This is a genomic window from Methyloprofundus sp. (assembly GCF_965251085.1).
Lineage (GTDB): Bacteria > Pseudomonadota > Gammaproteobacteria > Methylococcales > Methylomonadaceae > Methyloprofundus.
Map to the genome: position 1 here is coordinate 11,860 of NZ_OZ252594.1, position 24,661 is coordinate 36,520.

Sequence of the window (24,661 nt, forward strand, 5' to 3'; positions counted from 1 at the left end):
AGCACATTATATCTTCGGTTCTGCTTTACCACTTTGATCCATTCTATCTTTGAAATCACTCCAATGAACCATATCTTCCACAAAATAATCAAATGCGCGTCCAGGTGGACTAGGTACTCTTTTGCATTTATTTTCTATATCCAGAATATATAAACTACGTAACACACCTTGTCGCCTATAACCCTGATCTTTCCTAGGCAGGATTTGGTCTCTCCAGGTACCGAAATTTATATAAGTACTGAGATGTGTGCTATCAATATTCGGCTGTTCCTGTAACGGGACATGCGTATGACCTTCGCCATGTATCTGAAATCCGTAATGCCTGTATTCAGGTAAAAAAGCGGGGAATTTACGCATTTCCTGCAACTTTACTCCTTTATTATGATGCCGGTCGAGAAGTGCAAGAAATTTCATTAGCCAGGCAATAGCGGTAATTTCCAGGCCTGCACCAAACCTTTCCAGCATAACAAGAATTTTCTTAGTCACTCTCAAACCAACCCTGCGCAACATTGGCGAAGTCTGATAAGTAAAGTCCCAACTTAGCCATTGGATAATACATTCATAAAGAGTCTCTTCAATAATTGCAATGGCACCTTGCTGTTTCTTGAGCTCAACTTTAAACAGCCGATAATTTTCATCTTGCATGTTTACTTGATGACTCTTTTCATCCCGCTTATTGACACTGCGCATTCTGTCAGCTTCTTCAAGAATTCGGGTTAAGGCGGTATAAGTTGGGCGATACAAATCCAATTCATCAAGAATGCAGTTTAAGCGTTGATTTTCATACCCTAGATCATCTTCTTTATTTAGTTCATCTAGCTTAATTTTTACCCGGTGAATAAAGGTTGAAAGCACCCCTGCCGCTACCGTATCTCCAAAACAGGGTAGAAAAAAAGGTGAATAACGTAATTTCTTCCATTTTTCTACATTCCAGCCATCTGCAACTGACCAGCCTGGTGAACCTTGCGCTTGATCAATCTTGCGACTATTTGCCTTGTCACGCCATTGACCGTGTGTGGTAAAAAAACGAAATCCGGTATCGCCATAATAAAATGGCAAATAAGGCGCAGTTTTCTTATCAATAAACATTGATTCATCGCCATACATTCGCCCTATAGCCTGACGTTCTTCTAATGAAATATTCTCAATTTTTATGCCCAAGCCTTGTTCATAAAAATACTTTAATGCCTTTTGGTCGCAGAATAGCTCTTTATCATGATTACCGATAGTAATGACAATTTTTACTTTTCCCTTAACAATTCCTTTTACATCAGTCTCTAAGCGCTCTCCCAAACTCGACAATGAAGCAAAAAAATCAGCGTGCTGAACTTCAACTATTTCTTGTATGATCTGGTTAACGACTCTGGAAAAATCTTCTTCACGCTCACGCTCCCAAGGGTAAATATTGTTCTCTGCCCATCGGCCACTACGGATCATGTCAACAATATCACCATCCAGAACAAATAGAACCTCGTTTATATCATACGTTTTACAGCGTGATACCAATGAATCGTAAAATCCATCCCAGATAAATTTACCCAGATTTTGAAAGCCTACCGTTCCATCGGTAAGATGAATATCACTAACACAAACACAGAGGCGATTACCGCGCTGATCAACTTTATGTGCCTCATTTATAAGATCAAGGTACTGCTCTTTGACCGGAGCATAACCGGCAATCTCAACTAGCTTTTGCCATACATTATTTAAACTGAATGAAGTGCCTGTATCATTACTCATATTAATCACCTGTTTTAAACCTAAAAACATCAGTTTATAGTAGAATACTTCGCGCGGTGACGGTTGCGGATTTTATAACGAGTCGATTTTTGTTGCGAGAAAAGCCTGCCCGTACTTGATACGGGGGCAGCTGAAACAGCTGCATAGCTAGCTACGCAACTATTTCAGAACGCAGCTATCGGCAAAAATCGGCCGCTATAAAACCGCAATCGTGGCCGTGCAAAGTATAGGTTAAAGCCCTCCATCGGGATCCGGATGTATGCCTGTAATTCCTTCAGCAACTCGCTCTGATAGTGCAGATATTGTTGCAACCGGATTAGCTCCAACGGCAGTAGGTAACAATGCACCATCTGCCACATAAAGCCCTTGGTAGCCAAAAACCTGACCAAAGGTTTCAACTTGGGCACTGGTAACACCATGTTCAGGATCATCGGCTATTCGACACCCCCCCAGAGCATGCACCGTAATATTGCTCTTCATAGGCCATAGCCAGTTAGGTAGCGGAATAAAAACTTTACCACCGGTCCATTCTTTAAATCGTTTACCTACGTCGAGAATTGCCTGATACAGTGACATGCTGTCCTTATAAGGCCAATCTATATTAATAAATCCCTTTTCAGTCAGCTCTATCGTGCCATTACTCTTATCTAGTCCCATACACAATAGGACAACACTATTGAACGAGGCATCTCCTTTTAAGAGCTGATTAAATGCGTAACCAATACGTCCTGTGGTGATGCCCTGTAGAAAACGAGATGCAAAAACCCTGGCCGTTCTAACAAAAGCATTAAAATGAGATAATCCAGGTTTGATACCCTCAACATCAGGGTTAATTTGTTCATATTCTAAACCTTATGCGGCACAAGGCCTCCTGGTATTTTTTGTAATTTTCAAATAGTCTAAAACAGCTCTGGTATTCTTATTGAGTTGCCTCATTTTCTTTGAAATCCCTTTCTCAACTTTTGATTTTATTAATCCGATAGCAAAGCGCCTAAGACGGGTCATGTTCTCAGGGCCATAACCGGTACGAATTGTTGAGCGATCTTCATCAAAAACCCAGTCAATAATATAATGACTGTAAGCGCTCAATAGTCAGCGTACTTCACGGCAACTCAGATTAATGCCAAACTATCCCCATTGTTAAATACCACGGGGAATTTTAAATGGCAGCGTTAGAAAAAATACAGGCAAAGACTTTCTGGCCTATTCACATAGAGCACTGGCAGGCATCAGGCCAATCACAGGTAGCTTATTGTCGACAGCATGATTTATGTCCGCAAAAGTTAGGCTACTGGAAACGTAAATCGACTGTAAAGCCGACTACTTCCCCTACAGGGTTTACACGTATTCGGGTTGACGGGGATCGTTCATCTGCGCCAGTCCCAGGATTATCTTTGCAATTTAATGATGGTATTCGGTTGGAAGGTATTACGCAGGATACTATGCCGTGTATTCAACCACTGCTTGAGCTGTTGCGATGACGGTTGTTGGACGAAGCCGCTATCGCGGAGAAAAACAGCGCATCCCTTAAATTTAAAGTGTAACCTCATTGCCTGTTATATGCATAACAGGTAACTTGTAAGCTCATCCAACTAACAATAATGAGGTTACACTGTTATGACACCATCGATAGAGCTTAAATTCAACCATTATTATATCCAGCACTGTAAGCATTTAAAGCTTAAGGGACTGCAACCCAAAACCATTGACGCTTATTCACGCGCTATTCGCCGTATCGGGGAACACTTTCAGGGGCATCTGGATAACTTAACGCAAGATCAACTGGTGGATTATTTTCATGCTCTTTTAAGCCGCCTTTCCTGGAGTGCCGTGAAACTAGATCTCTATGGTCTCAAGTTTTTCTATACACATGTGCTACAAAAGCCGTGGGTTGATGTGCTAATGATTAAACCACCACGATGTACGCGTATACCCGATATTGTCACTGTGGTTGAAGCACAACAACTGTTTATGTCGACCCGTAATCTAAGCTATCGAGTTTTTTATTTTACGATTTACAGTCTAGGTTTACGTTTGGGCGAGGGCTTAAGCCTGAAAGTAGGTGATATTGATGCGACACGCATGCGGGTACATATTCGCAATGCCAAAGGCAATAAGGATCGGCTTGTGCCTTTGCCTGTGAATACCTTGAAGGTGTTGCGTAAGTTTTGGGCTGTGCATAAAAATCCAGTGCTGGTATTTCCCAACCGTGCCCGGGGTCTAAAAGGTGCACATCTTGCTGAATCCCCCCTTGATCGCGGTGGCATCCAGAAGACAATCCGTCTTGTGACGCAAGAAATGGGACTAAAAAAAAGATTTCCTGCCACTCGCTGCGCCACAGTTACGCCACTCACCTGTTAGAAGCCGGGGTTGATTTAGTTGAGTTGCAGAAGATTCTGGGCCATACCAGTTTAGTAACCACGGCTCGCTATACGCATTTGACCGATATTACCGATGAGAATGCAGAGCTGCACATTAATCAGTTAGTCAATGACTTTTCTATTCACTGGGGGCAGATTTCATGATAACCCTAGCTGCAGTGATTGATCAATTTCAGTCTGACTTTTTAAGCGAGTATCAATCTCGTTTACGCTCCAATCAGATCAGTGCATTACATGCCATGAAGAGCTGTCGGACACAGCTGAGTCCTGTGATGCAGGTTAACTGTGCAGACTGTGACTATCAAACCTTTGTGCCTCATTCCTGTGGCCAGCGTAACTGCCCGCATTGTCAACATCATGAGAGTCAACAATGGATTGAACGACAGGTACAAAAACAAGTCCCTGCTGATTATTTTATGAATACCTTTACCTTACCTGCGCAGTTAAGGTCGTTAGCCAGGCAGCATCCGCGGTTACTTTACAGTATGATGTTTGACTGTGCCTGGGCGACTTTACAGAGTTTTAGTAAAAATGATAAGCAGTTGCAAGGCGATGCCGGGGCGATTGCTGTCTTACATACACACTCACGCGAATTAAATTATCATCCGCATATTCATGTCATTATGCCTGCGGCAATCGTGGATAAAATCAAGAAGCTCTGGCGCACTAAGGAAGGCAAATACCTGTTTCATCATAAAGCACTAGCAAAAGTATTTCGTGCAAAGATGCTAGCGCGTATGAACGAAGAAAAGTTGCCATTTCCCACAGCTATTCCGGAAAAATGGGTGGTCGATTGTAAGTTTGTCGGTGCAGGCGATAAAGCATTGATATATCTGGGTCGATACCTGTATCGTGGTGTGATTCGTGAACAGGATATCTTATCCTGCCAAAATGGCAAAGTAACCTACCGTTATCAAGACAGCAAAACCAAACGCTATCAAACCAAAACGGTATCGGGGGCTAAATTTCTGTGGCTGGTGCTGCAACATGTTTTGCCTAAAGGCTTTCGTCGTGCGCGCAATTATGGCTTTTTACATCCGAATAGCAAGGGTGTTATTAAGTTGATTCACTCCCTGCTAAAGTTTGACCCGACGAAGATATTGCGTGCACTCAAAGTACGGCCGGCATTCAGTTGCAAATGTTGTGGCGGGGCGATGGTTGTTGGGCGTCGGCAAATACCCAGGGTGGAAATAATGTTTCAGCCTTTGCCAACTTAACAATTGGAATCACTAGCGCTTATGTAAATTTAAACACTTCGACCCAGGCTATCAGCGGATTAAATGCTGAGGGAGTTGCTTGGGCTAAAATCGGAGATTAAGGCAGAATTTTGCTCCGATACTTGGACTTTGAGAGTTGACTGCAATGGACAACGCTCAAAGTTCAGTTAAACAGGTAAAAACAGAGGTTCGATTCATCAGTCGGGCTGATCAACAAAAAGCTATTTTCATAGAGCGCATTAAATGAATTCCTACTATCGTGCCGGGCTTGTCCAACAAACGGTTCAGATTGTGGCTCGCTTCGCGATCACAATCTAACCTTATTCGTTGGACGAAGCCGCTATCGCGGAGAAAAACAGCGCATCCCTTAAATTTAAAGTGTAACCTCATTGCCTGTTATATGCATAACAGGTAACTTGTAAGCTCATCCAACTAACAATAATGAGGTTACACTGTTATGACACCATCGATAGAGCTTAAATTCAACCATTATTATATCCAGCACTGTAAGCATTTAAAGCTTAAGGGACTGCAACCCAAAACCATTGACGCTTATTCACGCGCTATTCGCCGTATCGGGGAACACTTTCAGGGGCATCTGGATAACTTAACGCAAGATCAACTGGTGGATTATTTTCATGCTCTTTTAAGCCGCCTTTCCTGGAGTGCCGTGAAACTAGATCTCTATGGTCTCAAGTTTTTCTATACACATGTGCTACAAAAGCCGTGGGTTGATGTGCTAATGATTAAACCACCACGATGTACGCGTATACCCGATATTGTCACTGTGGTTGAAGCACAACAACTGTTTATGTCGACCCGTAATCTAAGCTATCGAGTTTTTTATTTTACGATTTACAGTCTAGGTTTACGTTTGGGCGAGGGCTTAAGCCTGAAAGTAGGTGATATTGATGCGACACGCATGCGGGTACATATTCGCAATGCCAAAGGCAATAAGGATCGGCTTGTGCCTTTGCCTGTGAATACCTTGAAGGTGTTGCGTAAGTTTTGGGCTGTGCATAAAAATCCAGTGCTGGTATTTCCCAACCGTGCCCGGGGTCTAAAAGGTGCACATCTTGCTGAATCCCCCCTTGATCGCGGTGGCATCCAGAAGACAATCCGTCTTGTGACGCAAGAAATGGGACTAAAAAAAAGATTTCCTGCCACTCGCTGCGCCACAGTTACGCCACTCACCTGTTAGAAGCCGGGGTTGATTTAGTTGAGTTGCAGAAGATTCTGGGCCATACCAGTTTAGTAACCACGGCTCGCTATACGCATTTGACCGATATTACCGATGAGAATGCAGAGCTGCACATTAATCAGTTAGTCAATGACTTTTCTATTCACTGGGGGCAGATTTCATGATAACCCTAGCTGCAGTGATTGATCAATTTCAGTCTGACTTTTTAAGCGAGTATCAATCTCGTTTACGCTCCAATCAGATCAGTGCATTACATGCCATGAAGAGCTGTCGGACACAGCTGAGTCCTGTGATGCAGGTTAACTGTGCAGACTGTGACTATCAAACCTTTGTGCCTCATTCCTGTGGCCAGCGTAACTGCCCGCATTGTCAACATCATGAGAGTCAACAATGGATTGAACGACAGGTACAAAAACAAGTCCCTGCTGATTATTTTATGAATACCTTTACCTTACCTGCGCAGTTAAGGTCGTTAGCCAGGCAGCATCCGCGGTTACTTTACAGTATGATGTTTGACTGTGCCTGGGCGACTTTACAGAGTTTTAGTAAAAATGATAAGCAGTTGCAAGGCGATGCCGGGGCGATTGCTGTCTTACATACACACTCACGCGAATTAAATTATCATCCGCATATTCATGTCATTATGCCTGCGGCAATCGTGGATAAAATCAAGAAGCTCTGGCGCACTAAGGAAGGCAAATACCTGTTTCATCATAAAGCACTAGCAAAAGTATTTCGTGCAAAGATGCTAGCGCGTATGAACGAAGAAAAGTTGCCATTTCCCACAGCTATTCCGGAAAAATGGGTGGTCGATTGTAAGTTTGTCGGTGCAGGCGATAAAGCATTGATATATCTGGGTCGATACCTGTATCGTGGTGTGATTCGTGAACAGGATATCTTATCCTGCCAAAATGGCAAAGTAACCTACCGTTATCAAGACAGCAAAACCAAACGCTATCAAACCAAAACGGTATCGGGGGCTAAATTTCTGTGGCTGGTGCTGCAACATGTTTTGCCTAAAGGCTTTCGTCGTGCGCGCAATTATGGCTTTTTACATCCGAATAGCAAGGGTGTTATTAAGTTGATTCACTCCCTGCTAAAGTTTGACCCGACGAAGATATTGCGTGCACTCAAAGTACGGCCGGCATTCAGTTGCAAATGTTGTGGCGGGGCGATGGTTGTTGGGCGTCGGCAAATACCCAGGGTGGAAATAATGTTTCAGCCTTTGCCAACTTAACAATTGGAATCACTAGCGCTTATGTAAATTTAAACACTTCGACCCAGGCTATCAGCGGATTAAATGCTGAGGGAGTTGCTTGGGCTAAAATCGGAGATTAAGGCAGAATTTTGCTCCGATACTTGGACTTTGAGAGTTGACTGCAATGGACAACGCTCAAAGTTCAGTTAAACAGGTAAAAACAGAGGTTCGATTCATCAGTCGGGCTGATCAACAAAAAGCTATTTTCATAGAGCGCATTAAATGAATTCCTACTATCGTGCCGGGCTTGTCCAACAAACGGTTCAGATTGTGGCTCGCTTCGCGATCACAATCTAACCTTATTCGTTCTAGGTAAACAACAGAAAATACGTGGCAATACACCTAAATTTCTGGTTACTTCCAGTGTTTTTGTTCCCAACCCTATGGATGCCCGAGAGTTTTCTAGCAAATGTAATAAGGAGGCCAGTGATTCATGGCCAGGATATCCAACGACAAAACGAGTTTTAATGGACTATATTGTGCAAAATAATATTCAAAATGTGGTCTTTTTATCAGGTGATATACATTGCTCGAATGTTGCACAAATCAGTTTTTCCGGCAGTGATGCGGCCAGCAGTATCAAAGCATTTTCAGTTACTTCATCCGCATTTTACTGGCCTTTTCCTTTTGCAGATGGAGATCCATCTAATTACGTTCATGACTCTAGAGAGGCGAATCAGCAAGATACTTTTGCATTGACAAATAATATCAATATGGATTACAAAGCTGAAAACTTTACTCAGGAAGATAATTTTTGTCGTCTGGATATTGATAGAAAAAAACAACTGCTGACTGTTCGTGCCTTCGATAAGCATGGACAACTTATTAAAGAAGAGATGTGCGGTGGTAAATTAAAAAAAATAGAAACTAAACTTAAATTAGTCAAGTGGTAAAAGTAAGGATGCAATGATTTTTATGCCTTGGGTTATTTAAAAAAAATTGATATTTTGACCCATTTGGGTCAATTTTTATTAAGCTAGATGCTGTAAACTCAATGTTGTGATCTTTCTATTATCCTAGAAAAGATAGTTGAGTGCGATTTTATAGTGCAAGATATTGAATTAAAATAACACTTTCAAAAAAATTTAGCTTCACCCATAGGTTAAGCGGACATTTTTTAGAAGTGCGGTGGAATCAAGAGCTTGTTCTAGAAAACGAGAGCAACTGATTTTTCTAGGATTATTGCTCGCAGGCTTGATAGTTCAGTTATCAAGATCTTGCTATACGGAGTTAAATATGTCAGAAGAAAATCCAATTCTTAAACAAAAATGCACTGAGCGCATTATCCCGTTTACGGCTGGCGATGGTATGCAATTAAACCTGATCAATGTTCAGGGAGAACGCCCTCCATCAAAGGGGCCAGTGCTTTTAGTTCATGGTGCGGGTGTACGAGCTAACATTTTTCGAGCGCCTGTAGAAACCACTATAGTCGATGCATTAATATCAGCAGGGTATGATGTGTGGCTGGAAAATTGGCGCGCAAGCATTGATTTTAAACCTAACTTATGGACTCTTGATCAAGCGGCTTTATATGACCACCCGCAAGCAGTCAAGACTGTCGTTTCTGAAACGGGAGTCAATGAGATTAAGGCAATCATTCACTGTCAGGGTTCTACCAGTTTTACCATGTCTGCTATCGCAGGCTTAATTCCAGAAGTCACTTGTATTATCAGTAATGCTGTATCTTTGTATCCTGTTGTCCCAAAGTGGTCTTTATTTAAGTTATCTTATTTAGTGCCTTTGGTTAAAATCATGACTCCATATCTTAATCCTCATTGGGGTGTTGATGCACCGAGCTTTACGGCGAAACTCATAAGGTTTCTAGTCAATCTAACTCATCATGAATGCAATAACGCGGTATGTAAACAAGTCAGCTTCACTTATGGAAGTGGCTTTCCAGCTTTATGGAGTCATGAAAATTTGAATGAAGGAACTCATGAGTGGCTTAAAGAGGAATTTGCTGAAGTACCGTTAAGGTTTTTTGATCAAATTACACAATGTATTAAAACCGGGCATTTAATTTCAGTTGAGGGATTTGCAGAATTACCTAATGACTTCACTCAAATAGCACCTAAAACGGATGCCCGATTTGCATTTTTTGCAGGGGAAAATAACTTATGTTTTTTACCGCAAAGTCAGGTTAATGCCTATCAATATTTTTCCAGTTTGCGCGAAAATTACCACACCTTACACCTTACACCTTCTGCCTGATTATGGACATCTTGATGTGTTCATGGGAAAAAATGCTGCTCAAGATACCTTTCCTCTCATTATTCAGGAATTGGAAAAATAGTATCAATTTATTTATAAACGCTGATTAAGAGGTCAAAACATGTTCTGCTTTCCTAAACGTATAAAACAATATGCTGGGCGATACTCTTTAGTCGATGGAATTCCGTTTAAGTTGCCTGTTAATACCAGTAATTCACCTGCATTGATGGTTATTTTTCCAATTAATGAGGAAAAAGCTAAACAATTTCTGCCGCATGGTATCCATCCTTTCCGGTTATGGAAAAAAGCATTATTAGTTGTGACCGTGATTAATTATAAAGACACTACTATCGGTAAATATATCGAATATAGCATTGCTATTGCTTGTACACATGGAGAAAAACCAGCCCCCAGGTTATTACCGGGTATTTTTATGAATTTTTTCAAAACCGGACAATATGTTATCGATTTACCTGTTTCTTCAGAAGTATCTGTTAAAGGAGGCAAGGGTATATGGGGTATGCCTAAGCACCAAGGGCATTTGGATTTTAAAATAGAGGGTAATAAAGTTAGTAGTCAATATGATCTGGATGGAAAGCTGGTAACTTATGTAGAAATTGAGGCACCTAAAAACACCTGTATTCCAGTAAAGACCATAGCCTCAAATTACTGTTCTTTTCGCGGAATGCTAATGAAATCAGATATTTTATTAAATACTAAATTTGGTCTGAATGTGTTTAGTAAGGCTAAAGCCCGCTTTGTAATTGGTGATCACCCAAGATTACAGGCCATGAAACAACTTGAAATAGGTAAGCCTTTGGCAACTATGTTTCTGCCCTCAATAAATGGCACACTGGATGACCATATCGAAAGCTGGTTTCTGGATTACGAGAAATTACCCGAAGTAGCCCCGGAGGGTCTGGAGTCTATTATAAATCTAGGCTTGAGTGAAGAATGGCTATCACCCCCTACCGCTCCTATTCCGGATGAACAGGACTGACTAAAATGTCTTTGAGAGGCGCTTAAGTATGAGTATTCCTAGTGAAAAATTGGCTCATATCCCACAAGGTGCGGCAGAGGATATGGATTTACCCAAACGGGCATTAATTCTACCGGGTGGTGGACTGAGGTTATCCTATGCTGCTGGAGCTATGCAGCAGATATTTGCACATGATCTAAAGTTTCAACATATGGACGGTACTTCTGGTGGCTCACTGAATTTAGCGATGCTACTTTCCGGTCTTGAAATAGATGAAATCTGTGAGCGGTGGCGAAGCTTAAATATGTTGGACACGTTCTCTTTTATGCCATTTAAAGATATCTTCAATATCGATGACTTTAAGGGCGCAAGTAGTTCTAAAGGATTTCGTGAGCAGGTTTATCCACACTTGGGTATAGATTTTGCAAAGATTCGTGCGGCACAAGGCGTACAGGGCACTTTTAATGTGTGTAATTTCACTAATAAAATGAATCAAGTGATTGAGCATCAGCATATCACGGAAGACTTATTAGTCGCAGGTATGTCTTTACCTGGAACTTTGCCTCCGGTAATCATTGAAGGTACAGCATATCTTGATTCAGGATTCATTCAAGATGCGAACTTACTAGATGCTGTCAAAAGAGGTGCAAATGAACTTTGGTTAATCTGGATTATGGGTAATATTCCGCGCTATAGAGGCGGGGCACTTGATATTTATGTGCAAATGCTGGAAATGAGTGCGAATGGCGCTTTACAGAAGGAATTGCAACAAATCAAAGACATTAATAACAGAATTACACAAGGAGAAAAGGTATACGGACATCAACAACCTATCACTCTCCACCTAATTAAACCAGAACATCCATTACCACTGGATTCTGCTTTATATCTGGGTGAAATTACTCATACTGCTTTAATCAAAATGGGGCAGTCTGATGCGAGAGCCTATTTTAACAATATGCAACCGGAGGGGGTTCCTTTTGAACCCTATGTGACCAAAATGACAGAACTTAATCCAGGTATACAATTTAAGGAAACCATGGCGGGTGGATTTTCCTTAGATGCAACAGAACCAAACCTAGGGTGTGATCAAGGTAAACGAGCCGGAACTGAATTATCGATGCATGCGCAAATTGATATCGATGATATCGACAAGTTTGTAGCGGAAAGTGAGCATCCAGCAAGCTTAATCGGAACGATTGATTACTCTCCTATGGGCACGGGGATCGTTGCAAATTCGGGAATATTTAATCTATTTTATCCAACCGATAACCCTAAACTTAAGTTGATGGTGTATGAACTAGGATTTGAATTTGAGGGTGAAGCCTATTACCTGGCGGGCAAGAAAGAGGTTCGCGATGAGTCAATTTTGGATTTATGGCCCGGAACTACCACTTTATATACTCAATTACATAAGGGAACCGATAAATCAGGTCCGGTCGTTGGTGCGGGTATTTTAACTCTGGGCGTTACCGATTTGCTCAATCTGGTGTCAACAATTGAGGTGCTACATGCTGATTCAAGCACGGATAAAGTAAAGACTATTGCTAAATTCGGCAAGTTTTTTATGGGCGAGCTTTGGGATAGTTATGTTAAACATGGATGATATTCTGTTAGCAATACTTTGCGCGGTCAAAGCGTGACACACACAGTATGAGCTTGTAAAAGTGTGTATTTAATTGTAAATATTCGATAAACCTAGAAAATGTGAGCAACTGATTTTTCTAGGATAAAGCAATGGACTATAAATAAACCATTGGAGACAAATTTATGGCAATAAAATATGATTACGAAGCTATTGTTATCGGTAGCGGGTTTGGAGGTTCGATAAACACTTGTCGTTTAGCAAATAAGTGGCCTGGAAAAGTAATGCTTTTAGAGCGAGGAAAGCGTTATCCAATGGGATCATTTCCGCGTAAGCCACACGATATGGCGAATAATTTCTGGAATATTGTTCGTGAAGGGCGAAATAGACCGGAAAATGTAGGGAGTAAAGAGAGTCATGGAATGTTTGATATTCGCCTGTTTGATCATATCGATGCGCTAGTATGTGCAGGACTTGGTGGTGGCTCTTTGATTTATGCAAATGTGTTTTTACAACCTCCTGATGAAGTATTTGATGAGCGTTGGCCAGAAACCTGTAAAAAAGAAGTATTACAACCTTACTATAAGGTTGCAAAATCAGTTCTGGGAGCTAGACCCATTCCGCAAAATGATGATCCACGGAGAAAGATCATCCGTACTGAGCTGTTTAAAGAATTTGCCGAGCATGATGGGCATGATTCGGAGTTAGTGGATATTAATGTTTTTTTTGGGAATGATTTTGACAACCCCTTAGATATCGGCGTGCAGCAAAAAAACCGTTATGGCGCGGTGCAAACCTCTTGCGTTTACTGTGCTGAATGTGATGTCGGTTGTAATACGCACTCTAAAAATACGGTTGATCTTAATTATTTATTTGTCGCAGAAAAGACACATGGGGCAAAGATCCAGACCGAAGTGCTGGCAGAAAAAATTATCCCTTTAAATGCGCAAGGAGATGAAGATCCTTCAGCGAGTGGTGAATATGGTTATAAAGTCGTCTGGCTAGATCTTAATAACGGCAAAATAGAATGTACTGCAATCACTCGAAGAGTTGTTGTTTCAGCGGGTACTTTAGGGTCTAACGAATTATTAATGCGTTGCCGTGATGTCCACAAAACGCTGCCTAATATTAGTCGAAATCTAGGTAAATACTTTTCTGGAAATGGTGACTTCTTATCTTTTATTCTTGAAGGAGAAAAGCCTGCTGACCCAAATTACGGACCGGTGATTACCCAGAAAACCGATTATAATTTATTTAATAACTTCGACAAAGAACGGGCTTTTGTGATGGAAGACGCGAGTTATCCAAATTTTGCTGCCTGGTATGTTGAGGGCACGGCTAATTTGTTCTAGCTATAAAGGGTAAGCATGGTAATGAGTTACACCCCAAGATGGACAAACCCATGAAAAGCATGTATAGTTTCTATCCAGTTTCTTGAGATAAAACGATGCAACTCAACCAAATATCAGTCAGGCCCATTTTAAAGCAAGAAGAACCAAAATATCAGGATTTGATGGAGGCCCAGCATTACTTAGGTGCTATTCCAAAAATTGGTGAAACCCTTTGGTATGTGGCCTATTCTGAAACAGAATGGATTGCACTGATCAGCTTTTCGGCCGCCGCATTAAAGTGTGCGGCTCGTGATAGCTGGATAGGATGGAGTTATCGCCACCAAACGGGCCGCTTAAAACTGATTGCCAACAACAGCCGTTTTTTGATATTACCGACGAGGCATGATAAAAACCTAGGATCACGCCTCCTTTCACTGTGCCTTAAACGCTTATCCAATGATTGGGTTGAAAAGTATGGACACCCTATTTTGTTGGTCGAGACCTTTGTCGATCCAAAGCGATTTCATGGAGGTGTTTATCGAGCCAGTAACTGGCAGGCTATTGGTTACACGAAAGGGTTTCGCAGGGTAAGGGAGATGGAAAGAAATAATCATCCAGAACAACCAGGAGAAATGGTCAAAAACCATTTCTCCAACGATGGCATTCGGTCAACAAACTGATAATACGTCTTCATTGCTTTTTTACCTACCTTTACTCCTGTTTCATATATTTTTTCTGTTAATTTAACAATAGGTGCTTTGCCATTGTAGGTCATACTTTTGGCAAATTTTAAAGTTGTTTCAACTGTATCCATTATGTCGCCACTAATATGATTTTCATAGGCTCCCCATACTCGTTCAATTGGGTTATATTTACTATGATAAGGAGGGTAGTAGGCCAGTTTTATCTTTATGTTGCTTTTTTCAGCAAACTCCACAAGCCTTTTTATAAACTGAGTTCTGGAGCTACTGTTCTCCATACCATTGTCAGCGTTAATTGTCAGAATATCTACTCCATATTTTTCTTGAATTTCTGGCCAAATTTCTTCCAATCGGTCAACGATGAAATCACTGCTGGCATAGCCTGCTGTAAAGAAAAGGAAAAAATCATCATGTTCAGGCAGATAAAAACCAAAAGGAGTTAACTTTTCCTTAACATCTAAATCATGATCCTCTGCTTTTGTTAAAACCCGATTTCGTCCTCCCCGTGAAAAATTTCCTATATTCATTCTTGCTTTGGCATCAATTGATATACGAATCTCTTTTGGGTTGATATCTGCCATTCCATTGACTGAATGAACTTGTTCAAAAATTGCATCCGTTTCCTTGATTTTCTTATGAGGCTTTGTTTTTTGTACCTTTTTTGGATGGTAACTCAGGTCATTTAATTTTGTATTGATAGTTTTTGAGCAAGGTAATGTTTTTTCATCGTAATAATCAATCTCCAGTAAACGTTTTCTAACTTCTTTAGCCGTTAGCCGGGTATATAATCGACAGGAATTAAAAGAGGGATCCGTTTGACACTCCGGTTCAGCAATTTTTTTTATGTCATCAAGTAGATGAGGAAAATGCTCTTCACTTTTATTACGCCCTCTCGCTGAAAAATTATCTTCTATGGGCTGAGTTTCAAGTTCATATTGTCCTTTTCGGATAGTGCCTCTATTCCATCCTAGTTTTTCTTCAGCAATACTTGCACCACCTGAGCCTAGTAGCTCCACCGTTTCAGCCATGAATATACGACGTACCGAGCCTTTTAAACGATGGGCTGTATTTATAATCCAACCTATAATGCTATCTGTTAATATCAACAAGCTTATCTGCCTAGTGTGAGAATAAATTCAGAATTCATTATTATAAATTATTGAGACACAAGCTTACTTCGTTTGGATGATTATTTCTTTCCATCTCCCTAACAGACGGTTACTCTGCTCAAACAGAGCACAAAAAGCTGATTTTCGTTAAGCCACTTCATCGTCGAGCACAATCTGTTTTATCTCACACTATATTAAGTCATCATTTTTTATTAGGTGAGGTAAAAATGAAAATAACGCGTCATCAAATGCGTTCATTACCGGATTTCTTCAAGGAAATTAATGATCCCCGTAGAGCCCAAGGGCGACGCCATAGAATACAGACTGTTCTGGGAATAGCCGCTGGAGCTGTGTTATGCGGCATGAGGAGCTATGAATCTATTTTTGACTGGGCTGAAAGCTTATCTCAAAAGTCCAGAGCGCATTTTCGTTGCCGTTATGATAAAGGCCGTTATGTGATTCCAAGCCTAAGCATTTTTAGAAATATCTTAGTAAGAGTAGACCCGAATGAACTTGACGCAGCCTTTAATGCCTGGAACAAAGCCTATGCCCAGGATGACAACTCACTCGCAATAGATGGCAAAGTCATGTGTAATGCGATTGATGAATCAGGGTGCCAAACACAAATAATGAGTGCTGTTGGGCATACCACAGGAATTTGCTACGCCCAAAAAAAGTAGGTACTTTGCCTGTTGGAGATGGGTCGGATGAAGTTAAGCAAACCAATGAAATAACATTTGCTCCGAAATTATTAGATACACTACCGATTGAAAATAAAGATATCACCAGCGATGCTTTGCACACCCAGATTGAATTCGCGCGTTATTTAGTAGAACAACGAAAAGCGCATTATTATTTTAGTGTCAAAGGAAACCAGCCGACACTGCTTGATGATATTACCACCTACTTTTCAAATGATAGCCGTTTGGCAGATTATGAAGACAAAGTGTCTGTCGGGCACGGACGAATTGAGATTCGTAGAATCTGGGTCACATCGGAATTAAGTGAGTATGTATTATTCCCTCATGTTGCCCAGGTTTATCGCATAGAACGAGAAATAACGGACAAGAAAAGTGGAAAAACATCACTTGCGACCGCTTACGGTGTGACCAGCAGAACAAAAAAAGACGCAGATCCGAAAACCATCTTATATAAAGTTCGAGGTCACTGGTCTATTGAAGTCAGTCATTAGTAAGCGCTCAACGAAGCACGTACTTGCCCTATTCAGGCGTATCTGATTTTTTAATATTCCAGGGCAACAAAGCCTCCACTTTATCAACCGTATCAGCATAAGGTAAAGCAGTGAGAACCTGCTTAAGATATGCATAAGGCTCCAGCCCATTTGCTTTAGCTGTTTCTATCAGGCTGTAATGTATTGCACTGGCACGAGCACCCGCAGGGGTATCAGAAAATAACCAGGCTTTGCGCCCTATCACAAACGGGCGAATCGCATTTTCTGCCAGGATGTTGCTAATATTGAGTTCACCATGGGTGCAATACACATTGAGTTTTTCCCACTGGTTACTCAGGTAAGTCATTGCCTTTCCTGTCAGGCTATCTTTAGGTACTTTATGCTGGTTTTCTTCCAGATAGGCTTTGAGCTGGTTCAATACAGGAATGCTCTTCTCCTGGCGCTGCTGATATTTTTCATCCACTGACAGGTCTTTAATTTCTCGCTCAATGACATACAGTTTATTGATCAGGCTCAGCGCTTTACCTGCTTTTGAGGGTTTGTTATTTTGTCCCTTTTTGCGTTTAGGCTGTGCATTCTGGGCATCTTTAAAATAACGACGCGCATGATCCCAGCACCCCAGCTGGGTGATGCTGTTTTTTTGGCACACGGCATTGTACCCCGCATAGCCATCGGTTTGCAGATAGCCACTAAAGCCGTCAAGCAGGCGCATGGGGACGTCTCCACTACGAGAGGGATCGTATTCAAACAGGATGCTTTTTTCACCCGGTGGCCCGCCAAGCGTCACCCACATATATTTATCTGAGGTCGCTGGCCGCCCCGGTTCTTTTAATACCTGAACCCGCGTTTCATCAGCGAGTATGACTGCCCCTGTGTGTTGATGCTCTCGCATCAGGTTAATCAGGGGCTGAAGTTGTTTAGCCAGTGCGATCATCCAGTTTGCTAATGTCGCTCTGGAGATGTCACCCCCATAACGAGACAAGATGCCTTCTTGCCGATATAAAGGTAAGCCGTCAGCATACTTGGCGATAATAACAAAGCACATTAAACTGATGCTTCCCATTGCTCTGGCAATAGGGTGTCTGGGCATTTGTGCGGCTTTAACCTGGCGTTGTTTTTCGCCTTCAATCTGTTTGATAAAGACCGCTTTTTCCTGCATGTATTCAAGAACACGTACTTTAGCAGGAATAATATCCAGCTCTTCTTTCACTTTAGTAAAGAAAGTATCAATAGCACCTTCTTTTTCTTCATCGGTTAAATAAATAAAAATTTGCTCGCGAGGTAACTTATCTGAGAAGGGTTTGCGTCCCGGCTTTTTCTTGGTGCCAGTAGAACTTGTTTGTTTTTCGTCCTCAGGTGCTTCATCAGCCTCCAGGTCTAGCTCCTCATCGCTATCCGCTTCATTCTCTGCTTCATCAAACAAAGAGGATTGATGAGATTGTTCACTGGATGATCCAAAGCGTTTTATTTTAGATAAGCGTAGTACCTCTTCCAGAATAAGGATGCGTTTTTTCTGTTCGGAAATCACCCCAGACTTAACTTCAATCACACGCGTCAGTTCATCAATAGCCTGTTTTTTTTCAAGCAACAAAGCAACACTCTCCGACAGCAAAGAACCGGCTTTATCTTGTTGTTTTATATTTGAAATATCGGCTAAAATCATGGCTTTATTATAGCCTTTATAGTGGCAATAATGAACACAAAAACAGCTAAAAAACAGACTCATATTGAAGTTTTTTATGACCTTTCATCGCGCTAATATCAAAGCCATCCAGCAGCCAGTTTAACTGCTGGCCTGTTAAGGTTAATGTCTCTTCCTCACCCTTAGGCCACTTAAATGTTTCTTCTACCAATGACTTGTAATAAAGGACAAAACCATTATCTTCCCAAAACAGGCATTTAATCTTATTCCGCCGTTTATTCGTAAAGGCATAGAGAGCCCCCTCAAAAGGATTATGCCCTAACTCACATTCAACAATCGCCGATAAGCCCCGATGTGACTTACGAAAATCAATGGGCTGCCGATACAGATACACTTCTGTCAAAGACAGAGAGGGACGCATAACGAATAAGGTTAGATTGTGATCGCGAAGCGAGCCACAATCTGAACCGTTTGTTGGACAAGCCCGGCACGATAGTAGGAATTCATTTAATGCGCTCTATGAAAATAGCTTTTTGTTGATCAGCCCGACTGATGAATCGAACCTCTGTTTTTACCTGTTTAACTGAACTTTGAGCGTTGTCCATTGCAGTCAACTCTCAAAGTCCAAGTATCGGAGCAAAATTCTGCCTTAATCTCCGATTTTAGCCCAAGCAACTCCCTCAGCATTTAATCCGCTGATAGCCTGGGTCGAAGTGTTTAAATTTACATAAGCGCTAGTGATTCCAATTGTTAAGTTGGCAAAGGCTGAAACATTATTTCCACCCTGGGTATTTGCCGACGCCCAACAACCATCGCCCCGCCACAACATTTGCAACTGAATGCCGGCCGTACTTTGAGTGCACGCAATATCTTCGTCGGGTCAAACTTTAGCAGGGAGTGAATCAACTTAATAACACCCTTGCTATTCGGATGTAAAAAGCCATAATTGCGCGCACGACGAAAGCCTTTAGGCAAAACATGTTGCAGCACCAGCCACAGAAATTTAGCCCCCGATACCGTTTTGGTTTGATAGCGTTTGGTTTTGCTGTCTTGATAACGGTAGGTTACTTTGCCATTTTGGCAGGATAAGATATCCTGTTCACGAATCACACCACGATACAGGTATCGACCCAGATATATCAATGCTTTATCGCCTGCACCGACAAACTTACAATCGACCACCCATTTTTCCGGAATAGCTGTGGGAAATGGCAACTTTTCTTCGTTCATACGCGCTAGCATCTTTGCACGAAATACTTTTGCTAGTGCTTTATGATGAAACAGGTATTTGCCTTCCTTAGTGCGCCAGAGCTTCTTGATTTTATCCACGATTGCCGCAGGCATAATGACATGAATATGCGGATGATAATTTAATTCGCGTGAGTGTGTATGTAAGACAGCAATCGCCCCGGCATCGCCTTGCAACTGCTTATCATTTTTACTAAAACTCTGTAAAGTCGCCCAGGCACAGTCAAACATCATACTGTAAAGTAACCGCGGATGCTGCCTGGCTAACGACCTTAACTGCGCAGGTAAGGTAAAGGTATTCATAAAATAATCAGCAGGGACTTGTTTTTGTACCTGTCGTTCAATCCATTGTTGACTCTCATGATGTTGACAATGCGGGCAGTTACGCTGGCCACAGGAATGAGGCACAAAGGTTTGATAGTCACAGTCTGCACAGTTAACCTGCATCACAGGACTCAGCTGTGTCCGACAGCTCTTCATGGCATGTAATGCACTGATCTGATTGGAGCGTAAACGAGATTGATACTCGCTTAAAAAGTCAGACTGAAATTGATCAATCACTGCAGCTAGGGTTATCATGAAATCTGCCCCCAGTGAATAGAAAAGTCATTGACTAACTGATTAATGTGCAGCTCTGCATTCTCATCGGTAATATCGGTCAAATGCGTATAGCGAGCCGTGGTTACTAAACTGGTATGGCCCAGAATCTTCTGCAACTCAACTAAATCAACCCCGGCTTCTAACAGGTGAGTGGCGTAACTGTGGCGCAGCGAGTGGCAGGAAATCTTTTTTTTAGTCCCATTTCTTGCGTCACAAGACGGATTGTCTTCTGGATGCCACCGCGATCAAGGGGGGATTCAGCAAGATGTGCACCTTTTAGACCCCGGGCACGGTTGGGAAATACCAGCACTGGATTTTTATGCACAGCCCAAAACTTACGCAACACCTTCAAGGTATTCACAGGCAAAGGCACAAGCCGATCCTTATTGCCTTTGGCATTGCGAATATGTACCCGCATGCGTGTCGCATCAATATCACCTACTTTCAGGCTTAAGCCCTCGCCCAAACGTAAACCTAGACTGTAAATCGTAAAATAAAAAACTCGATAGCTTAGATTACGGGTCGACATAAACAGTTGTTGTGCTTCAACCACAGTGACAATATCGGGTATACGCGTACATCGTGGTGGTTTAATCATTAGCACATCAACCCACGGCTTTTGTAGCACATGTGTATAGAAAAACTTGAGACCATAGAGATCTAGTTTCACGGCACTCCAGGAAAGGCGGCTTAAAAGAGCATGAAAATAATCCACCAGTTGATCTTGCGTTAAGTTATCCAGATGCCCCTGAAAGTGTTCCCCGATACGGCGAATAGCGCGTGAATAAGCGTCAATGGTTTTGGGTTGCAGTCCCTTAAGCTTTAAATGCTTACAGTGCTGGATATAATAATGGTTGAATTTAAGCTCTATCGATGGTGTCATAACAGTGTAACCTCATTATTGTTAGTTGGATGAGCTTACAAGTTACCTGTTATGCATATAACAGGCAATGAGGTTACACTTTAAATTTAAGGGATGCGCTGTTTTTCTCCGCGATAGCGGCTTCGTCCAACAACCGTCATCGCAACAGCTCAAGCAGTGGTTGAATACACGGCATAGTATCCTGCGTAATACCTTCCAACCGAATACCATCATTAAATTGCAAAGATAATCCTGGGACTGGCGCAGATGAACGATCCCCGTCAACCCGAATACGTGTAAACCCTGTAGGGGAAGTAGTCGGCTTTACAGTCGATTTACGTTTCCAGTAGCCTAACTTTTGCGGACATAAATCATGCTGTCGACAATAAGCTACCTGTGATTGGCCTGATGCCTGCCAGTGCTCTATGTGAATAGGCCAGAAAGTCTTTGCCTGTATTTTTTCTAACGCTGCCATTTAAAATTCCCCGTGGTATTTAACAATGGGGATAGTTTGGCATTAATCTGAGTTGCCGTGAAGTACGCTGACTATTGAGCGCTTACAGTCATTATATTATTGACTGGGTTTTTGATGAAGATCGCTCAACAATTCGTACCGGTTATGGCCCTGAGAACATGACCCGTCTTAGGCGCTTTGCTATCGGATTAATAAAATCAAAAGTTGAGAAAGGGATTTCAAAGAAAATGAGGCAACTCAATAAGAATACCAGAGCTGTTTTAGACTATTTGAAAATTACAAAAAATACCAGGAGGCCTTGTGCCGCATAAGGTTTAGAATATGAACAAATTAACCCTGATGTTGAGGGTATCAAACCTGGATTATCTCATTTTAATGCTTTTGTTAGAACGGCCAGGGTTTTTGCATCTCGTTTTCTACAGGGCATCACCACAGGACGTATTGGTTACGCATTTAATCAGCTCTTAAAAGGAGATGCCTCGTTCAATAGTGTTGTCCTATTGTGTATGGGACTAGATAAGAGTAATGGCACGATAGAGCTGACTGAAAAGGGATTTATTAATATAGATTGGCCTTATAAGGACAGCATGTCACTGTATCAGGCAATTCTCGACGTAGGTAAACGATTTAAAGAATGGACCGGTGGTAAAGTTTTTATTCCGCTACCTAACTGGCTATGGCCTATGAAGAGCAATATTACGGTGCATGCTCTGGGGGGGTGTCGAATAGCCGATGATCCTGAACATGGTGTTACCAGTGCCCAAGTTGAAACCTTTGGTCAGGTTTTTGGCTACCAAGGGCTTTATGTGGCAGATGGTGCATTGTTACCTACTGCCGTTGGAGCTAATCCGGTTGCAACAATATCTGCACTATCAGAGCGAGTTGCTGAAGGAATTACAGGCATACATCCGGATCCCGATGGAGGGCTTTAACCTATACTTTGCACGGCCACGATTGCGGTTTTATAGCGGCCGATTTTTGCCGATAGCTGCGTTCTGAAATAGTTGCGTAGCTAGCTATGCAGCTGTTTCAGCTGCCCCCGTATCAAGTACGGGCAGGCTTTTCTCGCAACAAAAATCGACTCGTTATAAAATCCGCAACCGTCACCGCGCGAAGTATTCTACTATAAACTGATGTTTTTAGGTTTAAAACAGGTGATTAATATGAGTAATGATACAGGCACTTCATTCAGTTTAAATAATGTATGGCAAAAGCTAGTTGAGATTGCCGGTTATGCTCCGGTCAAAGAGCAGTACCTTGATCTTATAAATGAGGCACATAAAGTTGATCAGCGCGGTAATCGCCTCTGTGTTTGTGTTAGTGATATTCATCTTACCGATGGAACGGTAGGCTTTCAAAATCTGGGTAAATTTATCTGGGATGGATTTTACGATTCATTGGTATCACGCTGTAAAACGTATGATATAAACGAGGTTCTATTTGTTCTGGATGGTGATATTGTTGACATGATCCGTAGTGGCCGATGGGCAGAGAACAATATTTACCCTTGGGAGCGTGAGCGTGAAGAAGATTTTTCCAGAGTCGTTAACCAGATCATACAAGAAATAGTTGAAGTTCAGCACGCTGATTTTTTTGCTTCATTGTCGAGTTTGGGAGAGCGCTTAGAGACTGATGTAAAAGGAATTGTTAAGGGAAAAGTAAAAATTGTCATTACTATCGGTAATCATGATAAAGAGCTATTCTGCGACCAAAAGGCATTAAAGTATTTTTATGAACAAGGCTTGGGCATAAAAATTGAGAATATTTCATTAGAAGAACGTCAGGCTATAGGGCGAATGTATGGCGATGAATCAATGTTTATTGATAAGAAAACTGCGCCTTATTTGCCATTTTATTATGGCGATACCGGATTTCGTTTTTTTACCACACACGGTCAATGGCGTGACAAGGCAAATAGTCGCAAGATTGATCAAGCGCAAGGTTCACCAGGCTGGTCAGTTGCAGATGGCTGGAATGTAGAAAAATGGAAGAAATTACGTTATTCACCTTTTTTTCTACCCTGTTTTGGAGATACGGTAGCGGCAGGGGTGCTTTCAACCTTTATTCACCGGGTAAAAATTAAGCTAGATGAACTAAATAAAGAAGATGATCTAGGGTATGAAAATCAACGCTTAAACTGCATTCTTGATGAATTGGATTTGTATCGCCCAACTTATACCGCCTTAACCCGAATTCTTGAAGAAGCTGACAGAATGCGCAGTGTCAATAAGCGGGATGAAAAGAGTCATCAAGTAAACATGCAAGATGAAAATTATCGGCTGTTTAAAGTTGAGCTCAAGAAACAGCAAGGTGCCATTGCAATTATTGAAGAGACTCTTTATGAATGTATTATCCAATGGCTAAGTTGGGACTTTACTTATCAGACTTCGCCAATGTTGCGCAGGGTTGGTTTGAGAGTGACTAAGAAAATTCTTGTTATGCTGGAAAGGTTTGGTGCAGGCCTGGAAATTACCGCTATTGCCTGGCTAATGAAATTTCTTGCACTTCTCGACCGGCATCATAATAAAGGAGTAAAGTTGCAGGAAATGCGTAAATTCCCCGCTTTTTTACCTGAATACAGGCATTACGGATTTCAGATACATGGCGAAGGTCATACGCATGTCCCGTTACAGGAACAGCCGAATATTGATAGCACACATCTCAGTACTTATATAAATTTCGGTACCTGGAGAGACCAAATCCTGCCTAGGAAAGATCAGGGTTATAGGCGACAAGGTGTGTTACGTAGTTTATATATTCTGGATATAGAAAATAAATGCAAAAGAGTACCTAGTCCACCTGGACGCGCATTTGATTATTTTGTGGAAGATATGGTTCATTGGAGTGATTTCAAAGATAGAATGGATCAAAGTGGTAAAGCAGAACCGAAGATATAATGTGCTTTCGTAAGGTGTCAGAACAATAAGGC

Annotated in this window: 22 protein-coding genes and 3 pseudogenes; 16 read left to right on the plus strand and 9 right to left on the minus strand. The window is 41.7% G+C overall.

The genetic code is table 11. The features are described from left to right. Positions 1-6 precede the first annotated feature (6 nt). From ACQY3F_RS00060 to ACQY3F_RS00070, 3 genes are all read right to left on the minus strand, one after another. Positions 7-1,740 carry a hypothetical protein gene (locus ACQY3F_RS00060; protein WP_428352920.1) on the minus strand — a complete coding sequence of 578 codons (1,734 nt, stop codon included), beginning with the start codon at positions 1,738-1,740 and terminating at the stop codon, positions 7-9. A gap of 231 nt (positions 1,741-1,971) precedes the next feature. After that, the gene (locus ACQY3F_RS00065) at positions 1,972-2,397 is read right to left on the minus strand and encodes a GMC oxidoreductase (RefSeq protein WP_428352921.1); all 426 of its coding nucleotides are present in this window, start codon (positions 2,395-2,397) and stop codon (positions 1,972-1,974) included. A gap of 195 nt (positions 2,398-2,592) precedes the next feature. Next, entirely contained in the window at positions 2,593-2,829 is a 237-nt protein-coding gene (locus ACQY3F_RS00070) for a hypothetical protein (RefSeq protein ID WP_428352922.1), read from the minus strand. 74 nt (positions 2,830-2,903) lie between these two features. Here ACQY3F_RS00070 and tnpA (ACQY3F_RS00075) point away from each other — a divergent pair, with 74 nt between their 5' ends. From tnpA (ACQY3F_RS00075) to ACQY3F_RS00125, 11 genes and pseudogenes are all read left to right on the plus strand, one after another. Continuing rightward, the gene (gene tnpA, locus ACQY3F_RS00075; RefSeq protein ID WP_428352923.1) at positions 2,904-3,221 is read left to right on the plus strand and encodes an IS66 family insertion sequence element accessory protein TnpA; all 318 of its coding nucleotides are present in this window, start codon (positions 2,904-2,906) and stop codon (positions 3,219-3,221) included. Positions 3,222-3,357: 136 nt separating this feature from the next. After that, positions 3,358-4,265 (plus strand): annotated as a pseudogene (locus tag ACQY3F_RS00080) (tyrosine-type recombinase/integrase). Then, positions 4,262-5,338, plus strand: coding sequence for an IS91 family transposase (locus ACQY3F_RS00085; protein ID WP_428352924.1), 1,077 nt, complete (start codon positions 4,262-4,264; stop codon positions 5,336-5,338). Before ACQY3F_RS00080 ends, ACQY3F_RS00085 begins: the two are co-directional and overlap by 4 nt. Positions 5,339-5,795: 457 nt before the next feature. Next, positions 5,796-6,703: pseudogene (locus ACQY3F_RS00090) on the plus strand (tyrosine-type recombinase/integrase). Beyond that, the gene (locus ACQY3F_RS00095; RefSeq protein WP_428352924.1) at positions 6,700-7,776 is read left to right on the plus strand and encodes an IS91 family transposase; all 1,077 of its coding nucleotides are present in this window, start codon (positions 6,700-6,702) and stop codon (positions 7,774-7,776) included. Before ACQY3F_RS00090 ends, ACQY3F_RS00095 begins: the two are co-directional and overlap by 4 nt. Positions 7,777-8,180: 404 nt before the next feature. Next, positions 8,181-8,690, plus strand: a complete 510-nt coding sequence (locus ACQY3F_RS00100) for an alkaline phosphatase D family protein (protein WP_428352925.1) — start codon at positions 8,181-8,183, stop codon at positions 8,688-8,690. A gap of 343 nt (positions 8,691-9,033) precedes the next feature. Continuing rightward, entirely contained in the window at positions 9,034-10,008 is a 975-nt protein-coding gene (locus ACQY3F_RS00105; protein WP_428352926.1) for an esterase, read from the plus strand. A 121-nt stretch (positions 10,009-10,129) separates the two neighbouring features. Continuing rightward, positions 10,130-11,008, plus strand: coding sequence for an acetoacetate decarboxylase family protein (locus ACQY3F_RS00110; protein ID WP_428352927.1), 879 nt, complete (start codon positions 10,130-10,132; stop codon positions 11,006-11,008). Between the two features lie 28 nt (positions 11,009-11,036). Then, a complete protein-coding gene (locus ACQY3F_RS00115; protein ID WP_428352928.1) occupies positions 11,037-12,593 on the plus strand; it encodes a patatin-like phospholipase family protein in 1,557 nt (518 codons plus the stop codon). Between the two features lie 164 nt (positions 12,594-12,757). Beyond that, positions 12,758-13,924 (plus strand): GMC family oxidoreductase N-terminal domain-containing protein, encoded by a 1,167-nt coding sequence (locus tag ACQY3F_RS00120; protein ID WP_428352929.1) that lies wholly within the window; start codon positions 12,758-12,760, stop codon positions 13,922-13,924. Between the two features lie 95 nt (positions 13,925-14,019). Then, entirely contained in the window at positions 14,020-14,583 is a 564-nt protein-coding gene (locus tag ACQY3F_RS00125) for a Druantia anti-phage system protein DruA (protein WP_428352930.1), read from the plus strand. On the opposite strand, the gene ACQY3F_RS00130 is transcribed toward ACQY3F_RS00125, so the two are convergent. Next, a complete protein-coding gene (locus ACQY3F_RS00130) occupies positions 14,514-15,710 on the minus strand; it encodes an ISAzo13 family transposase (RefSeq protein ID WP_428352931.1) in 1,197 nt (398 codons plus the stop codon). The two genes, ACQY3F_RS00125 and ACQY3F_RS00130, sit on opposite strands and share 70 nt — an antisense overlap. Before the next feature lie 230 nt (positions 15,711-15,940). Here ACQY3F_RS00130 and ACQY3F_RS00135 point away from each other — a divergent pair, with 230 nt between their 5' ends. Further along, positions 15,941-16,393: a transposase family protein gene (locus tag ACQY3F_RS00135; protein ID WP_428352932.1), complete on the plus strand. Its 453-nt coding sequence runs from the start codon at positions 15,941-15,943 to the stop codon at positions 16,391-16,393. Further along, positions 16,372-16,905 carry an ISAs1 family transposase gene (locus tag ACQY3F_RS00140; RefSeq protein ID WP_428352933.1) on the plus strand — a complete coding sequence of 178 codons (534 nt, stop codon included), beginning with the start codon at positions 16,372-16,374 and terminating at the stop codon, positions 16,903-16,905. Before ACQY3F_RS00135 ends, ACQY3F_RS00140 begins: the two co-directional genes overlap by 22 nt. A 28-nt stretch (positions 16,906-16,933) precedes the next feature. On the opposite strand, the gene tnpC is transcribed toward ACQY3F_RS00140, so the two are convergent. The 5 genes and pseudogenes from tnpC to tnpA (ACQY3F_RS00165) all read right to left on the minus strand — a co-directional run bounded on the left by tnpC (position 16,934) and on the right by tnpA (ACQY3F_RS00165) (position 21,732). Next, complete coding sequence (gene tnpC / locus ACQY3F_RS00145; protein WP_428352934.1) at positions 16,934-18,568, minus strand: IS66 family transposase; 1,635 nt, start codon at positions 18,566-18,568, stop codon at positions 16,934-16,936. Positions 18,569-18,614: 46 nt separating this feature from the next. Beyond that, positions 18,615-18,968, minus strand: a complete 354-nt coding sequence (gene tnpB / locus ACQY3F_RS00150; protein ID WP_428352935.1) for an IS66 family insertion sequence element accessory protein TnpB — start codon at positions 18,966-18,968, stop codon at positions 18,615-18,617. A gap of 329 nt (positions 18,969-19,297) precedes the next feature. Further along, on the minus strand, positions 19,298-20,374 hold the full coding sequence (locus ACQY3F_RS00155) for an IS91 family transposase (protein ID WP_428352924.1): 1,077 nt from the start codon (positions 20,372-20,374) through the stop codon (positions 19,298-19,300). After that, positions 20,371-21,278: pseudogene (locus ACQY3F_RS00160) on the minus strand (tyrosine-type recombinase/integrase). The gene ACQY3F_RS00155 and the pseudogene ACQY3F_RS00160 overlap by 4 nt, the downstream one beginning before the upstream one ends. A 136-nt stretch (positions 21,279-21,414) precedes the next feature. Further along, a complete protein-coding gene (tnpA, locus tag ACQY3F_RS00165; protein ID WP_428352923.1) occupies positions 21,415-21,732 on the minus strand; it encodes an IS66 family insertion sequence element accessory protein TnpA in 318 nt (105 codons plus the stop codon). A gap of 74 nt (positions 21,733-21,806) precedes the next feature. Between tnpA (ACQY3F_RS00165) and ACQY3F_RS00170 the strand changes: the two genes are divergently transcribed. The 3 genes from ACQY3F_RS00170 to ACQY3F_RS00180 all read left to right on the plus strand — a co-directional run bounded on the left by ACQY3F_RS00170 (position 21,807) and on the right by ACQY3F_RS00180 (position 24,629). Further along, positions 21,807-22,043, plus strand: coding sequence for a hypothetical protein (locus ACQY3F_RS00170; protein ID WP_428352922.1), 237 nt, complete (start codon positions 21,807-21,809; stop codon positions 22,041-22,043). A gap of 195 nt (positions 22,044-22,238) precedes the next feature. Beyond that, on the plus strand, positions 22,239-22,664 hold the full coding sequence (locus tag ACQY3F_RS00175; RefSeq protein WP_428352921.1) for a GMC oxidoreductase: 426 nt from the start codon (positions 22,239-22,241) through the stop codon (positions 22,662-22,664). Between the two features lie 231 nt (positions 22,665-22,895). Next, entirely contained in the window at positions 22,896-24,629 is a 1,734-nt protein-coding gene (locus ACQY3F_RS00180; RefSeq protein ID WP_428352920.1) for a hypothetical protein, read from the plus strand. Positions 24,630-24,661 lie beyond the last annotated feature (32 nt).

Bases quoted from the DNA above. Each gene is read 5' to 3' on its own strand.
- ACQY3F_RS00105 (WP_428352926.1), top strand. From the start codon at position 9,034: ATGTCAGAAGAAAATCCAATTCTTAAACAAAAATGCACTGAGCGCATT.
- ACQY3F_RS00135 (WP_428352932.1), top strand. From the start codon at position 15,941: ATGAAAATAACGCGTCATCAAATGCGTTCATTACCGGATTTCTTCAAG.
- tnpA (WP_428352923.1), bottom strand. From the start codon at position 21,732: ATGGCAGCGTTAGAAAAAATACAGGCAAAGACTTTCTGGCCTATTCAC.
- ACQY3F_RS00155 (WP_428352924.1), bottom strand. From the start codon at position 20,374: ATGATAACCCTAGCTGCAGTGATTGATCAATTTCAGTCTGACTTTTTA.
- ACQY3F_RS00115 (WP_428352928.1), top strand. From the start codon at position 11,037: ATGAGTATTCCTAGTGAAAAATTGGCTCATATCCCACAAGGTGCGGCA.
- ACQY3F_RS00095 (WP_428352924.1), top strand. From the start codon at position 6,700: ATGATAACCCTAGCTGCAGTGATTGATCAATTTCAGTCTGACTTTTTA.
- ACQY3F_RS00175 (WP_428352921.1), top strand. From the start codon at position 22,239: ATGGGACTAGATAAGAGTAATGGCACGATAGAGCTGACTGAAAAGGGA.
- tnpA (WP_428352923.1), top strand. From the start codon at position 2,904: ATGGCAGCGTTAGAAAAAATACAGGCAAAGACTTTCTGGCCTATTCAC.
- ACQY3F_RS00125 (WP_428352930.1), top strand. From the start codon at position 14,020: ATGCAACTCAACCAAATATCAGTCAGGCCCATTTTAAAGCAAGAAGAA.
- ACQY3F_RS00065 (WP_428352921.1), bottom strand. From the start codon at position 2,397: ATGGGACTAGATAAGAGTAATGGCACGATAGAGCTGACTGAAAAGGGA.
- ACQY3F_RS00110 (WP_428352927.1), top strand. From the start codon at position 10,130: ATGTTCTGCTTTCCTAAACGTATAAAACAATATGCTGGGCGATACTCT.
- ACQY3F_RS00085 (WP_428352924.1), top strand. From the start codon at position 4,262: ATGATAACCCTAGCTGCAGTGATTGATCAATTTCAGTCTGACTTTTTA.
- tnpC (WP_428352934.1), bottom strand. From the start codon at position 18,568: ATGATTTTAGCCGATATTTCAAATATAAAACAACAAGATAAAGCCGGT.
- ACQY3F_RS00100 (WP_428352925.1), top strand. From the start codon at position 8,181: ATGGATGCCCGAGAGTTTTCTAGCAAATGTAATAAGGAGGCCAGTGAT.
- ACQY3F_RS00180 (WP_428352920.1), top strand. From the start codon at position 22,896: ATGAGTAATGATACAGGCACTTCATTCAGTTTAAATAATGTATGGCAA.
- tnpB (WP_428352935.1), bottom strand. From the start codon at position 18,968: ATGCGTCCCTCTCTGTCTTTGACAGAAGTGTATCTGTATCGGCAGCCC.
- ACQY3F_RS00120 (WP_428352929.1), top strand. From the start codon at position 12,758: ATGGCAATAAAATATGATTACGAAGCTATTGTTATCGGTAGCGGGTTT.
- ACQY3F_RS00060 (WP_428352920.1), bottom strand. From the start codon at position 1,740: ATGAGTAATGATACAGGCACTTCATTCAGTTTAAATAATGTATGGCAA.